Annotated in this window: 16 protein-coding genes; 9 read left to right on the plus strand and 7 right to left on the minus strand. The window is 39.4% G+C overall.

What is annotated here, in order from left to right:
* Positions 1-3 precede the first annotated feature (3 nt).
* The gene (locus tag BFP71_RS09375) at positions 4-1,224 is read left to right on the plus strand and encodes an ABC transporter permease (protein ID WP_069835227.1); all 1,221 of its coding nucleotides are present in this window, start codon (positions 4-6) and stop codon (positions 1,222-1,224) included.
* A 32-nt stretch (positions 1,225-1,256) separates the two neighbouring features.
* Here the strand turns inward: BFP71_RS09375 and BFP71_RS09380 are convergent, their stop codons facing one another.
* On the minus strand, positions 1,257-2,021 hold the full coding sequence (locus BFP71_RS09380) for a polyprenol monophosphomannose synthase (RefSeq protein WP_069835228.1): 765 nt from the start codon (positions 2,019-2,021) through the stop codon (positions 1,257-1,259).
* Positions 2,022-2,112: 91 nt separating this feature from the next.
* Here BFP71_RS09380 and BFP71_RS09385 point away from each other — a divergent pair, with 91 nt between their 5' ends.
* From BFP71_RS09385 to BFP71_RS09405, 5 genes are all read left to right on the plus strand, one after another.
* A complete protein-coding gene (locus tag BFP71_RS09385; protein WP_069837019.1) occupies positions 2,113-2,619 on the plus strand; it encodes a D-glycero-alpha-D-manno-heptose-1,7-bisphosphate 7-phosphatase in 507 nt (168 codons plus the stop codon).
* Between the two features lie 125 nt (positions 2,620-2,744).
* Positions 2,745-3,632 (plus strand): hypothetical protein, encoded by an 888-nt coding sequence (locus BFP71_RS09390; RefSeq protein ID WP_069835229.1) that lies wholly within the window; start codon positions 2,745-2,747, stop codon positions 3,630-3,632.
* Between the two features lie 13 nt (positions 3,633-3,645).
* Positions 3,646-4,557, plus strand: coding sequence for a hypothetical protein (locus BFP71_RS09395; RefSeq protein WP_141719720.1), 912 nt, complete (start codon positions 3,646-3,648; stop codon positions 4,555-4,557).
* A complete protein-coding gene (locus BFP71_RS09400; protein ID WP_069835231.1) occupies positions 4,554-5,567 on the plus strand; it encodes a sensor histidine kinase in 1,014 nt (337 codons plus the stop codon). Before BFP71_RS09395 ends, BFP71_RS09400 begins: the two co-directional genes overlap by 4 nt.
* Positions 5,564-6,256 (plus strand): LytR/AlgR family response regulator transcription factor, encoded by a 693-nt coding sequence (locus tag BFP71_RS09405; protein ID WP_088124960.1) that lies wholly within the window; start codon positions 5,564-5,566, stop codon positions 6,254-6,256. Before BFP71_RS09400 ends, BFP71_RS09405 begins: the two co-directional genes overlap by 4 nt.
* A 9-nt stretch (positions 6,257-6,265) precedes the next feature.
* On the opposite strand, the gene BFP71_RS09410 is transcribed toward BFP71_RS09405, so the two are convergent.
* The gene (locus BFP71_RS09410) at positions 6,266-6,910 is read right to left on the minus strand and encodes an inorganic diphosphatase (protein ID WP_069835232.1); all 645 of its coding nucleotides are present in this window, start codon (positions 6,908-6,910) and stop codon (positions 6,266-6,268) included.
* Positions 6,911-7,002: 92 nt separating this feature from the next.
* Here BFP71_RS09410 and BFP71_RS09415 point away from each other — a divergent pair, with 92 nt between their 5' ends.
* On the plus strand, positions 7,003-8,148 hold the full coding sequence (locus BFP71_RS09415) for a DUF819 family protein (protein WP_069835233.1): 1,146 nt from the start codon (positions 7,003-7,005) through the stop codon (positions 8,146-8,148).
* A 4-nt stretch (positions 8,149-8,152) separates the two neighbouring features.
* Here the strand turns inward: BFP71_RS09415 and BFP71_RS09420 are convergent, their stop codons facing one another.
* From BFP71_RS09420 to BFP71_RS09435, 4 genes are read right to left on the minus strand one after another with little or no spacing between them, the layout of a single operon-like run.
* Entirely contained in the window at positions 8,153-8,956 is an 804-nt protein-coding gene (locus tag BFP71_RS09420; RefSeq protein WP_069835234.1) for an SUMF1/EgtB/PvdO family nonheme iron enzyme, read from the minus strand.
* A gap of 57 nt (positions 8,957-9,013) precedes the next feature.
* Positions 9,014-9,397: a VOC family protein gene (locus BFP71_RS09425; protein ID WP_069835235.1), complete on the minus strand. Its 384-nt coding sequence runs from the start codon at positions 9,395-9,397 to the stop codon at positions 9,014-9,016.
* Between the two features lie 57 nt (positions 9,398-9,454).
* Positions 9,455-9,985 carry a YfiT family bacillithiol transferase gene (locus BFP71_RS09430; RefSeq protein ID WP_069837021.1) on the minus strand — a complete coding sequence of 177 codons (531 nt, stop codon included), beginning with the start codon at positions 9,983-9,985 and terminating at the stop codon, positions 9,455-9,457.
* Between the two features lie 11 nt (positions 9,986-9,996).
* A complete protein-coding gene (locus tag BFP71_RS09435) occupies positions 9,997-10,896 on the minus strand; it encodes an aldo/keto reductase (protein ID WP_069835236.1) in 900 nt (299 codons plus the stop codon).
* 122 nt (positions 10,897-11,018) lie between these two features.
* Between BFP71_RS09435 and BFP71_RS09440 the strand changes: the two genes are divergently transcribed.
* Both BFP71_RS09440 and arsC read left to right on the plus strand, forming a co-directional pair.
* Positions 11,019-11,372 (plus strand): DnaJ-like cysteine-rich domain-containing protein, encoded by a 354-nt coding sequence (locus BFP71_RS09440; RefSeq protein WP_069835237.1) that lies wholly within the window; start codon positions 11,019-11,021, stop codon positions 11,370-11,372.
* 8 nt (positions 11,373-11,380) lie between these two features.
* Entirely contained in the window at positions 11,381-11,731 is a 351-nt protein-coding gene (arsC, locus tag BFP71_RS09445) for an arsenate reductase (glutaredoxin) (protein WP_069835238.1), read from the plus strand.
* Positions 11,732-11,737: 6 nt separating this feature from the next.
* Here arsC and BFP71_RS09450 read toward each other — a convergent pair whose 3' ends face one another.
* Positions 11,738-13,123: a type III PLP-dependent enzyme domain-containing protein gene (locus BFP71_RS09450; RefSeq protein ID WP_069835239.1), complete on the minus strand. Its 1,386-nt coding sequence runs from the start codon at positions 13,121-13,123 to the stop codon at positions 11,738-11,740.
* Positions 13,124-13,246 lie beyond the last annotated feature (123 nt).

Raw genomic sequence — 13,246 nt, forward strand, 5'->3', positions numbered from 1 at the left:
ATCTTGAACCTCCCTTACTTCATTTCCAAAAGAATAAATGCTACTGATAAAGGGAGTTTTTCTTCTATCATTCATAAAGTTGCTATAGCAAGTGTGGCTTTGGGAATAGCCATTATGGTCATCTCATTTCAAGTACTAGGTGGCTTTCAGAATAACATAAAAGACAAGATTTTTAGCTTTGCAGGCCATATTCAGATTAAAAAGTACTCCTCTACCAATGTTTATGAAGAGGATCCGATCACTATGGAACAAGAAAGGATGGCCAACCTTCTAGAAGATGATCATGTAGTGCATGTTCAAGAATTTGCGCATAAGCCAGGACTTGTCCCTCATGATGACGAAGTGTTTTCCCTTTTATTCAAAGGCATCACAGATTCTTTTAACCGAGAGTTCTTTGACGAATATTTGATCGAAGGGGCATATCCAAATCTGGAAACGGATGAAAAAGCTTCTTATGAGATATTAATGAGTCGTCGGATGGCCAATAAAATGCGCGTTGAAATAGGCGATCGTATTGTTACACATTTTATTATGGACCCACCTAGAACCAGGTCTTTTTATGTGACTGGCATTTTCGAAACGGGCTTAGATAATTTCGATGAGCAAACCGTCATTGGCGATATGAATGTGATTAGGATCTTAAATGGCTGGGCGGCTGATGAGGTTGGAGGTTATGAAGTTTTCGTAAATGATGTGAACGATTTGGAAGGCGCAGAAAATGCTATTATCCCCAAAATAAGTGTCGAGCACTACACTGAACGAGCCGATGAAAAGTTTGCTCAGATATTTGACTGGTTAGGACTCTTAAGTCAAAATGTTTTCATTTTGATCACGCTTATTCTTTTCGTTGCCTGCTTTAATATGGTTTCGGTGTTGTTTATCCTAATCATGGAAAGGACTCAAATGATTGGTTCTTTCAAAGCATTTGGAGCGACCAATAAATTGATCAGAAGGATTTTTACTTATAACGGCATCCGATTGGTAATCAAAGGGCTCATTTTGGGAAATGCTATTGCCTTTGGATTCGGCGCTATTCAGTACTTTTTTGAAGTTATTCCACTTGAACCCGCCACTTATTATATGGATCATGTACCGATCGACTGGAACTGGTTGAGTACTTTGGGTATCAATGTATTGACCTTGGTTTTAGTTGGGCTCATTTTAGTAATTCCAACGGCAATAATCTCAAGAATTAGCCCAGTTAAGGCCATCAGATTCGACTAGATCACAAAAAGATAATTTTAAAAACCTTACGGTTAACTCGCCATCACATCTGGCGTGGCATCCATTGATCTGCGGTAAGTGGTAAATAGGCTACTAAGTTTAATCTGAATTACCCCTAATACGGCCTCTTTTATGATGCCACCACTCATTTTTGATTCTCCACGTGTACGATCGGTAAATATGATAGGTACTTCCGTGATCTTGAATCCAAATTTCCATGTCAGAAACTTCATTTCAATCTGGAAAGCATAGCCCATGAACCTTACTCCATCTAGGTGAATTGTTTCTAGAACACTTCGTCTATAGCACTTAAAACCTGCCGTGGTGTCATTAATCGGCATACCAGTCACAAACCGAACATAGTGGCTCGCAAAATACGATAGCATGACGCGCGACATTGGCCAGTTGACCACATTTACTCCAGTCACATACCTGGAACCGATCGCCATATCATGACCATCTTCTTTACAGGCAGCATAAAGTTTATTTAAGTCAGCCGGATTATGAGAAAAGTCAGCGTCCATTTCAAAAATGAACTCATAATTTCGTTTTAGTGCCCAGCGAAACCCATGAATATAAGCGGTGCCCAACCCGAGTTTTCCTGATCTTTCTTCAATGAAAATACGATCGGGGTAAAGCTCCATTTTCTCTTTTACCAATGAAGCGGTGCCATCAGGAGAACCATCATCAACCACCAATAAATGGAAAGGAGACGGTTGATTCATGACGACTTCGATCATCTCAGAGATGTTCTCCTTTTCGTTATAAGTTGGTATGATTACTAGACAGTCGCTCATGGGGTGGTCACAAAACTAATATAATCTCAAATACAGCACTCGGGTGGAGAAAATTAATTTACTTTAATACCTACAGAATTAAATGAGCTACATGAATAAATGTGTGTTTCTGGATAGAGATGGAGTTTTAAATGAAGAATTGGGTTTCCAAGTCACCTCTTTCGATCAGTTTAAAATTAAAGATGGTGTTGCCGAAGGCTTAAAACGGTTGAAGTCAGCAGGGTTTATCTTGATTGTGATTACCAACCAAAGCGGTATAGCTAAAGGGCACTATACTGACGAATTTGTTATGAAGTGCCATAATGCCATACAAGAAATAAGTGACAATGCTTTGGACGACATTTATTTTGCTCCAGGATATGACACGGTATCCAAAACCCTTTCTAGAAAACCTAATTCATTAATGTTTGAAAGGGCAATTGCAAAACATCATATAGATATTGCCAACTCTTGGATGATCGGCGACCGGGAAAGCGATATGATTCCAGCAAAAAAAATGAAGTTCACGACAATTCAAGTGACTTCAGATGAAGGCTCTAGTCAAGCAGACTTTGTGGTCGATGATTTTACTAGTGCTGTAGGCGCTGTTTTGAGTTAATAAAGCTAGTTTTTCATGTTCGTCCGGAAAAATCTAGTGTTCACCGATAAAATTTTACTAGGCACGACTTCTCCTACACCTTTGAGACATCAAAAACTCAAAGTAGAATTAAAAAGTCAAATGTCATGAAAAAGAAATTTAAAGTACTAGTAGCCATTAGCGTGCTCATGATCTGTATGAGCTCATGTGTTTATTCGCTTTTACCCATTTATACAGAAGAAAGTATAGTCTATTTACCGGAACTGATCGGAAAATGGGAATTGGATGGTTTTGGGAATCGAACGGTGGAATTCAAGTCAGGGAGTGTCATCGACACTGAAGTTAGCATAGCTCGAACTGAACCGGTCGAAAGAAGCCAAGTAAAAGTCAATAGTTCAATCTCAGTTACAATTGAGGATGGCGACTATATTGTAGTGAAAGGCGATACCATCCGGGATAAAGAAAAGGTGCAAGCTTATTGGGATGCACAAATGGACTCCTTAGGTGAAGAACTGGAAGGCGACTTGCTAGAATTTGGAGAAAATTTAGAAGAGTCATTCAGTAAAATGGGTGCAGCATTTAATAAGCTGGGCAAAGCCTTAAATAATATTGGATCTGCTAACACAATGAAGTACTCTAGTTCTTCGAAATCATATAAAATGGTTTTGAACGATGAAGGGCAAATCTTCGAGTATGAAGCTACGCTAACACTTATTGGTGATGACTACTTCTTGGATTTGTATGCCACCGAAAGTGATCATGTAGATTTGACCATGGAGTCACGTGTATGGTTTCCAGTGCACACGTTTATGAAACTTGAAGTAGAGGCTGATCGATTAGCCATAACAGAGTTTGACCTTCATAAAATGAATAAACTCTTTGAAAGTAACTTGGTGAGAATGCGTCATGAAAATGTGGACGGAACAATTCTAATTACTGCCAAAACAGAGGAGCTTCGAAAGTTTTTGGAAAAGTACTCCAACGACGAATCTGTCTTTGAGAAGCCGGAATACTATCAAAAAGTAGAACTATAAAGCAAGGTTGATTATGAAAAATCGTTTCAAATCACTATTTCTTTTTGTTCTATTAGCATTGGCACTGAATTCATGCGTGTATTCTCTTTTTCCCCTATACACGGAAGATACATTAGTATACCTGCCAGAGCTTGTTGGCAAATGGCAGGCAGGACGTTTTGCAGATGAATATATCATTATCCAGGCATCAAACGAAAATGAAGTTGCAAGTGAGCAGGAAAAACCAACCGATTCAATTGTAGGAGAAAAATGGGTAGCTCGTTTTGTTGGAGAACCTTCCATAAAAGTAGGTGAAAAAGTGGTGACAAATCGTGATTCTATTTGGATGTACTATGATCGTATTTATTCAAAAATTGACCAAGGAAATCATAACACTATACGATCACTAATGGACTCTTCTGCCAAAATGAGAGAGTTATTGCTGCTATTAGCCGATGAAGAGGAGGCATTGTCCACTATTTTAAATTCAGCAGAAATAGGACTGGATAAGTTAATTAGTGACAAGAAGCCGAAGTTTAAGGGCACTGTATCCGTCGGAGGTTCTAAATCGTACCGCATGATTTATCAGGAGGGAGATGAACGAACAGAATATACAGCACATTTAGTGAGAATAGGCAAAGATTATTTTCTGGATATTTTACCAGATGCGGAACAGTCAGATTATGCCTTTGGAGCAATAATGCTACCAACGCACACCTTCCTGAGGATTGATTTAGATAAAGACAATCTAAATATTCAAAGATTCGACCTTGAACGAATGGCTGAACTTTTTGAACGAAATCAAGTACGCTTAAGGCATGAAAATGTAGACGGCACAATGGTAATTACCGCTAAGCCAAAAGAACTCCAAAGTTTTATCAAGAGATATGCCCTAAAAAAAGGTGTCTTTGAGGAAAAAGAAGTTTTTAAAAGAATAGGTCAGTGAAACAAGTATTTGCATTAGTAATCAATTCAAAATGGTTTCAGCATCCAGTTTTTTGGGTGCTATCCATTTATGTTATTGGTGATTACTTTGCTATTTCTAACTTCCTGAAGTTTGTAGATTTTTTCTATGCGCTCCTTTTCCATATACCTCTTTTTCTTTTGGTATATATCAACTTGGGACTACTAATCCCGAGGTTTCTTCAGCGCGGAAAATATTTCCTTTATGGCACGCTAGCCATCGCTTTAATTCATTTAGCTTATGGTTTTCATGAATTGACATTTGAGGTCCTTTTGCCGCTTTTACCTGTAGAGTATTACATGGTTTCTTTCACTGACTACGAAGTGTTGGTGACCATTTTTCTAATCTATTTGGTGCTGACTACACTCCTCAAACTTTCTAAATCTTGGTATCAGTTACAACGCGTAGAGAAAGAAAAACTAACGATAGAGCTCAATTCTCTAAAGTCTCAGGTTAACCCACATTTTTTGTTCAATAGCTTAAATAGTATCTATTCTTTGGCCCTTTCTAAAAGCGATCAGACAGCAGAAACGGTTTTAGAATTATCAAATTTATTGCGGTATATGCTTTATGAGGTTGGTGAGGATGAAGTGGAGTTATCCAAAGAATTGGAAATGCTCGAAAACTATATTGAGCTGCAAAAACTAAGGTCTGATATCAGTACTCAAGTTACTTTTAGTGTAAAGGGAGACCTTTCGGCTTATAGAATTGCGCCCTTACTCTTTTTTCCACTAGTCGAAAACAGTTTCAAGCATGGCGTGAAGGGAGTCTCTGATTCAGCCTATGTGAATATTTCCCTGATTGCTGAAGATGGGATTTCATTCATTATTGAAAACAATAAGGGAACTGTCGATGATATGGAAGATGGCAAGTATGGTGGGATTGGTCTTGAAAACGTAAAGCGAAGATTAGCTTTGATTTACGGAGGAAGACATGATTTTGAGATTGAAGAAACAGCCACAGAATTTAAAGTAAAACTCACTATAAAATGATCAATTGTTTGATTATCGATGACGAGCCGTTATCCAGAAACGTATTGAAGACTTTTGTTAACGATCACCCCGATCTCCACTTGGTTGGGGAGTGTAAAGACGCGTTTGAGGCCATGGCTGAACTGAACAAACAATCAGTGGATTTGCTCTTTTTGGACATCAATATGCCCAAATTATCGGGAGTGAATTTTTATAAAGGGTTAAGCAAAAAACCACAGGTGATTTTTACTACAGCTTATCCTGAATTCGCTGTGGAGGGATTTGAGTTAAATGCGGTCGATTACTTGATGAAGCCCATTGCTTTTGAGCGATTTGTTCAAGCAATTAATAAAGTGAAAGAAAAGTTAGGGACTCTTTCAGTGCCAGAATCTGCCCAGGATTATATTCTATTAAAGGCCGATAAAAAGGTTTATAGGACTTCCTTTGACGATATTTTACTGTGCGAGGCGCTTGGCGATTATGTAAAAGTTCACTTGTCTGATAAGGTGCTTATTGTCACTACGACGATGAAAAAACTGATCAGTGAACTACCAGCCGATCAATTTGTACGGACTCACAAATCCTTTATCATTAATAAAACTAAGTTCGAATACATAGAAGGTAATCAAGTGAAGATAGGCAAGCATATGGTTTCGATCGGTCAGTCATACCGAGAGGAAGTGCTGCGCCAATTGGGAAGTGCTAAGTGATCTTAAAACCTACTGGGCATTAGTGTATTCTAGAATGGCTGACTCTAAAATTTCCATGGCCTTCTCTCTACCATAAAAGCCGTTGGTTTCCAATACTCCTTCTCCTTTGTAATGACTAAACCACAGGTTAATAATTTCAGTGACTCCTTTAAAATTTGCTTCTAACTCCGCTACGGAGTTAATACCATATAGAGGAGAATCTTTTTGTACCGCAATAAGTTTGTCGTCCTGCTCTCCGCCATCTAATAATCGCAATACGCCGATTATTTTCACGCCCACAACATCTCCTCTCTCAACTGGGGAGCCTAAAACAAGTACGTCCAAAGGGTCACCATCTCCGCCGAGAGCTTTTGGTAGAAGTGTCTGCGGAATCATACCATAATTCCCGGGGTACCCTAGGTACTGAATGATTCTCGGTTTTCCGTCAATCATATTTAAGGATAACTTACCCGATGGCTTGCTGACTTCCCACTTCTCTAAAGTCCCCGCCGGAATTTCTACAACTACATTAACTAGGCCGTCTACCGTTTTGGGTTCGTAGTCTGTCAGGTAGTTAACTTTGGATTTACGGTCTTGCTCAGGGCTAATGGTACAAGAAATAAGCACGAAGGTGAGGAGAAAGAGTAACGAGCAGTTAGTTAAAAGTTTGCGCATAGGACAATTTTGATCTAATGATCGTGAATTATTGCCATGACAGCCCGCTTTTTATATGAAGCAATTGTTAAAAATATTCTAACTTATTCAGAATGATTCAGAACCCGATTTACATTTTAGCCACGCTGAGCTTCTTGATTTTTGCCAGTGAATGGCTTTGTAAGTACACTAAGCTTAAGCATTTGAGTAGCTCGCTTTTAGTGATTTTGCTGGGTGCTTTGTTTGCGAATTTGGGGTTGATACCATCGGCGTCCAATGCCAGCCCAGTTTACGATTCAATATTTCAATACGTCGCGCCGGCGAGTATCTTTTTTCTACTGCTTGGTGTAAGCCTAACTGAACTCAAAAAGGCGGGAATGCCTATGCTTATTGCGTTTTCTTTAGGTGCTTTGGGTACCATGGTCGGCGTGTTGGTCGCATTACAACTGATCGATTATCAAACCGTATTTGGAACAAATTATCCCCCGATAGCTGGCATGATGACCGGAACTTATACAGGGGGAAGTGCCAATTTTAATGCAATCGCACTTGAATATGGTATGGTTAAGGAAGGAGCGGTTTTTACAGGGATAGTCGTAGCTGATAATATCATGACTACAATTTGGATGCTAGTAACCCTGAGTTTACCCATGGTGATGAGGAAAATTAGGAACAACCCGGAAGTGTTAAGTAAGACTAGCTATCGAGAAGAAACTCATTCCGATGAAGAAAAGCTTTCACCGTTAAATTTAGGTTTACTGATCGCCTTAGCGCTTGGTACCATGTTAATTTCAGATATATTATCCGATTGGACAACGGAGCAGGGTTTTTCTATTCCATCGATTTTAATTCTCACTACGCTGGCCTTAGTTCTGGCTCAAACCAAGTTTATCCAAAAAATTTCAGGTGCCAAGCTTTTGGGCATGTACTCGGTATATCTCTTTTTAGTAGTGGTTGGAGCATTTTGTGAGTTGACTGCATTGGCGGCTGTCGGCGTAAATGCAATAGATATACTCGTATTTACAGGCGCGATTGTTTTAGTACATGGTATGATTATTATCGTTTGTGGACTTGTATTCAAATTGGATTGGTCGATCGTGGCGATCGCTTCGCAGGCAAATATCGGTGGATCAAGTACGGCTTTAGCCTTAGCAAAAAGTTTTAAAAGAATGGACTTGGTGTTGCCTGCTATTCTGGCTGGAGCTTTAGGGACGGGTTTGGGTACTTATTTAGGATTTCTGGTAGTCAGTTTGGTCTAACGATCTATTCGATAATCTCGAATATTATACGAAAACCCAACCAACTTTGGGCACCTGTGTAACTAGTAAGCATTTTGAAATTTTTTCCTTCGTCCTTCTTAAACCAACTACCACCCATTGCCTCTCCATCAGTAGAGGTCATTTCGGAAACATTAGAGAATAAATTGTAAAAGCCCAGTTTCTCGTCTTTATCCGCATAGATATCTTTAATCAACTCGCTCTTGCCCATGATCCGATTTTTTGAAAACTTGAAAGCTTTTCTATTGGTATTGGCAATCTTCGAAAGCCGTTTCATCATGGCTTTTTCTTGAACCAAAAACCTCATTCGAGACCATTCATTAGCAGTCGGTAGTCTAAATTCAAATTTTTTGGGAAAAGCAGCGCGTTCTCTTTTACTCATTTGAGCCAGTTCCACTTTGAACATTTCAGTTCGCCATTCACAATAAAGTATAGCCTGAGCTTTACTTATCCCTACCATTGGCATCAGAGCAAACTGATCTGAATTGATGAACCGCTCTTCTAGCTTTTCTTTGTCAATGGAAGGAAAAAGATTGGTCCACGTACCGTAATCTGGCTGGGCCGCTTTGAATTCAGTAGAATTCATGCCTTTTTCCTCAGCTACCCAAGCCAAGAAATCTTTATACATAAAGGCAGGAGTTTCCGAAATGCCAATACAAATGCGCTGGTTTATTGGTAAAGTGTTCGCGGCACAGTTATAACTCGGCAAATCCTGTTGTCCCATGGCATCGTTATAGATAAAGACACCTAAAAACAGAGTCAGACCGATTATGAAATGCAGTTTTTTCATTTGATTGAGGTAATCGGGTTGAATTTAGTGCATTTCATGCAGAGATAAAACTTGGTATTAAGCGGGCTCAAAAAGAGCACAAACTGCGCCAGCAGGGTCCTCAATGTAGCAAGTTCTTCCATAAGAGCCCATTGATTTTATTTCGGTCAAAAGTTTCCCGCCTTTTTCTTCTACAGCCGCTACACTTTTTTCAAGGTCGGGAACATTTATGTAGATGATCCATTGAGATGGTATGTCGGCATTCGGTCCCGTTTTATGACAAACTCCTGCTTTCGGCTCCCCGTTTGCCGTCATATTATAGTCATTATAATCGCCCATCGATACCGGTTCAGGTTTCCATCCGGTTACCGCTGCATAAAAATCCTTGACGTTTTCTGCTCCTGGAACAGTCAGGTCTATCCAGCCGATCGTTCCATAAATTGCCTCTTTGTTCTTGTCCATCTTTTTATTTTAAAGCTAAGCGGCGTATCATAAAATAGGGTCATACTAAAGTATGATTTACCAATCCATTCGCTTTTTTAGATTCACAACATGCGCCAAATGGTGGTTTCCATGCCAGGCATACATCCCCACTACTTCCCTTAAAATATACACCTTCCCATCTTCAGGGTGTACATATGTTTTTTCTAAATCTGTATCAGTCAGTTTTTTCATCAAGACAACCCAACGTGCATGAATATGATCTAGCATGCCTAAAGAACTTTCGATAGGGACTTCCTTTTGATAGCTGAGATTAGCCCAAGCCTTTTCATCATAAGCTTTAATGGTAGGGTTGTCTTCAGTCAGTGCCCAATGAAATCTACAATAGCTACCTATGTGGCTGTCGGGTAGGTGATGAATTACCTGTCTGACGGTCCACCCACCAGGGCGATAAGGCGTGTCTAGTTGATCGTTGCTCAGCCCTGTTATAGTAGCGCTGAATTTAGCTGGGAGTTCAGCTATCTCCTGAATCCAAGAGTCAATTTGAGCTTGATCTATATTTTTTGGGGCTACAAATGGACCTATCGGGTAACTAAGGTTTCCTGTCATTTTTTGATTCTTTATGGTACGTTTTCTCCTTTTGAAGCCACCCATAGTTCAAACCACTGTTGCGTAGTTAAGTCTATATTCAGGGCATTTACTGCCGATTGAACTCTTTCTATTTTTCCACTACCCACAATCGGAATAATATTAGATGGGTGCTTTAAAAGCCAGGCGTACATGATTTGGTCGATACTCACGCCAAATTGATCAGATATTTTATGGAGAACGTTTTTGATCGTAAGGAAACGATGTGTTTCTCCTTTAAAGATTGAGCCACCTGCCAAAGGAGACCATGCCATAGGTGGGATTCCTATTTCTTGACACAAGCTAATGGCACCATTTTCGAATTCTTGTAAAGCGGCCACCGAAATTTCTACTTGATTAGTGACCAATGGGAAATCCATGTGCGCTTGTAATGCATCGAACTGATGCGGCAGGTAGTTGGATACGCCGAATTCTAAAACTTTCCCTTCAGCCCTGAGTTTTGCGAAAGCCTCTGCCATTTCCTCCGGATTGCTGAGTGGGCTTGGCCTGTGGATAAGAAGAACATCAATGTTGTCTCGCTTCAGTTTGGTGAGTGAATTCTCAACAGAAGCAATGATGTGGTCATAACTTGTGTCGTAATGTTGAATGTAATGTTCTGGTTTTTGGTTTGACCTTAACTTGATACCACATTTTGTCACAACTTTTATATTCTGATTTAGCGCCGCCGATTGGCTCATGGCATTGCCAAACATTTCTTCGACCATATAGTCACCATATATATCCGCATGATCGAAGGTGTCTATCCCCAATTCTATGCATTTTTCGACAAATTCGACGATTTGGTTAGGTGAAAGATTCCATTCTGGCAAACGCCACATACCGTGAACTATAGCCGAAATGCTGACTTTATCGCTGAGTTTTACTTGCTCCATTGTATTTCTTTATTGTCCCCATAAAATTGAAAGAACCATTCGAATTTTGGTACTGATAAAAGTTTTTTATTTTTACATGTTGCGCAAAGTCGTATACTGAACCGAAAAAACCATATTACTGAATGAATAATTTTAAAGTACATACCTTAAATGGAAGACGCGCCTATTACGCAAAACTTGGAAGACGTTGGATAGTAGAGGAAGGGGATGATACTTACGAGTTTCGGAATATTGAGGAAATGATCAAGACATATCCGGATTTACTCGAAATTGACAGTGTGAAAATGTCTTATGAAAGAAGACTGGCGGCTAAAAGGGAAGTAAGACCAGAGCCTCCTGTAAGACATACGGAAGTTTTTTCTAAAACTGTTACTTGCTACTACTGCTCAGGTAAAGGCAATGTTTATGAAGGTATTATGTGCCCTAACTGTGACGGTTCGGGTTCCTTTACAGTCAACACCAAAGGCTTGGGTTAATAGCATCTATGAGCGCAGACATACAAGTTTACCACAACCCTAGGTGTACGAAAAGTCGTCAAGCAATTCAATTGCTTGAAGAAAAGGGAGTCGAATTTGAAATCATTGAATATTTAAAGCAACTGCCCACCGTTGAAGAACTAAAGGCTGTGATCGCTAAACTTGGAATTACTCCTTTCGATTTAATCCGAAAGGGGGAAGCCATCTACAAATCGGATTTCAAAGGCAAAACATTATCAGATGACGATTGGGTTCAAGCAATGATCGACCATCCTAAGTTGATTGAAAGACCGATTGTAATAAAGGGTAATAAGGCAGTGATTGGTCGGCCTACCGAGGCTGTTGAAACGCTGCTATAAATAGCATTAGTACCCCAGAATATTCAACATATTTTCATGAGTTTGCTCTTCGGCAAATACACGTGTTTCTAGTTCACCTTTTTCATTTTTGTCAATTAAGACATGTTTAGGGGCTGGAATCAGGCAATGTTGAATACCACCATAACCGCCCAAAGACTCTTGATAAGCACCGGTGTGGAAAAAACCGACATATAGATTTTCGTCTTCCTCGATTAATGGCATAAACAACTCTGACGAATGGGCTTCAGAATTATAGTAATCCATACTATCACAGGTAAGACCACCCATATTGATCTTTTGAAAAGGGTGATCCCATTTATTGATAGCGAGTAATATGAACTTCTGATTTGTACCCCATGAATCAGGCAGACTTGTGATAAAAGAGCCATCAACCATGTACCAAAGCTCCTTGTCGTTCTGTAACTTTTGATCTAGCACGGAATAGATAATCGCGCCGCTCTCACCTACGGTAAATGAGCCAAATTCAGTAATGATATTTGGCATGTCGACATTGTTTTTATTACAAATCCACTTGATGTTCTGTATGATCTGATCCACCATATATGGGTAGTCGTACTCAAAAGTCATGGATGTTTTTATCGGAAAGCCACCGCCAATGTCAATGGTATCTAGCTCTGGGCAAATCTTTTTCAATTCGCAGTACTTATACATAAAGCGACTCAATTCGCTCCAGTAATACGCCGAATCCTTAATACCGGTATTAATGAAAAAATGAAGCATTTTCAACTTCGCATGAGTTCCTTCAATTTCCTCTTTATACAGCTTGTTGATATCGCTATATCGTATGCCAAGCCTAGAAGTATAGAATTCAAAATTTGGTTCTTCATCTGCGGCAACCCGAATACCAATTTGAAAGTCTTTGTCAATCCGAGATTTGTACTCTTCTAACTCATTGAGGTTGTCTAGAATAGGGATACAGTTTGTAAACCCGCTATTTACCAATTCAACCAAATATTGAATATATAGTGGCCTTTTAAATCCGTTACAAATGATCATAAGATCCTTGTCCACCTTTCCCTTTGCATGTAAACTCTTAACAATCTGTAGGTCAAAGGCAGAGGACGTTTCTATCTGACAATCATTGTCCAAAACCTCGTCAAGAACAAACTCAAAATGAGACGATTTTGTGCAATAGCAATAGGTGTAATCACCTTTGTATTGATGTTTTGCCATGGCATCGGCAAACCACTTTTTTGCATTGTTAATGTTCTCGGCAATCTTCGGTAGGTAGGAAATTTTTAAAGGTGTTCCATGTTCCTTAATAATATCCTTAAGAGATATTCCGTGGAATTCTAGATACTTTCCATTGACTTTAAACTCTTCTGTTGGGAATCCGAAAGTCTGATCTATTAGGTCGAAATAGCTTTTCAATGTTAATCAAGTAGGCTAATTGCTAGGCAAATATTGTAACAAATTTTGAATTGTAGATGCCTTGTCATTCGAAAAATGTTCGAAGTATAAAACCCCATCATTTGACTGGAAATGAAGTCTTCG

The sequence above is a fragment of the Roseivirga misakiensis genome (assembly GCF_001747105.1).
GTDB classification, from domain to species: Bacteria; Bacteroidota; Bacteroidia; order Cytophagales; family Cyclobacteriaceae; genus Roseivirga; species Roseivirga misakiensis.

Excerpts from the sequence above, each read along its gene's own strand:
- BFP71_RS09380 (WP_069835228.1), bottom strand. The coding sequence starts at position 2,021 with ATGAGCGACTGTCTAGTAATCATACCAACTTATAACGAAAAGGAGAAC.
- BFP71_RS09385 (WP_069837019.1), top strand. The coding sequence starts at position 2,113 with ATGAATAAATGTGTGTTTCTGGATAGAGATGGAGTTTTAAATGAAGAA.
- BFP71_RS09390 (WP_069835229.1), top strand. The coding sequence starts at position 2,745 with ATGAAAAAGAAATTTAAAGTACTAGTAGCCATTAGCGTGCTCATGATC.
- BFP71_RS09395 (WP_141719720.1), top strand. The coding sequence starts at position 3,646 with ATGAAAAATCGTTTCAAATCACTATTTCTTTTTGTTCTATTAGCATTG.
- BFP71_RS09405 (WP_088124960.1), top strand. The coding sequence starts at position 5,564 with ATGATCAATTGTTTGATTATCGATGACGAGCCGTTATCCAGAAACGTA.
- BFP71_RS09410 (WP_069835232.1), bottom strand. The coding sequence starts at position 6,910 with ATGCGCAAACTTTTAACTAACTGCTCGTTACTCTTTCTCCTCACCTTC.
- BFP71_RS09415 (WP_069835233.1), top strand. The coding sequence starts at position 7,003 with ATGATTCAGAACCCGATTTACATTTTAGCCACGCTGAGCTTCTTGATT.
- BFP71_RS09420 (WP_069835234.1), bottom strand. The coding sequence starts at position 8,956 with ATGAAAAAACTGCATTTCATAATCGGTCTGACTCTGTTTTTAGGTGTC.
- BFP71_RS09425 (WP_069835235.1), bottom strand. The coding sequence starts at position 9,397 with ATGGACAAGAACAAAGAGGCAATTTATGGAACGATCGGCTGGATAGAC.
- BFP71_RS09430 (WP_069837021.1), bottom strand. The coding sequence starts at position 9,985 with ATGACAGGAAACCTTAGTTACCCGATAGGTCCATTTGTAGCCCCAAAA.
- BFP71_RS09435 (WP_069835236.1), bottom strand. The coding sequence starts at position 10,896 with ATGGAGCAAGTAAAACTCAGCGATAAAGTCAGCATTTCGGCTATAGTT.
- BFP71_RS09440 (WP_069835237.1), top strand. The coding sequence starts at position 11,019 with ATGAATAATTTTAAAGTACATACCTTAAATGGAAGACGCGCCTATTAC.
- arsC (WP_069835238.1), top strand. The coding sequence starts at position 11,381 with ATGAGCGCAGACATACAAGTTTACCACAACCCTAGGTGTACGAAAAGT.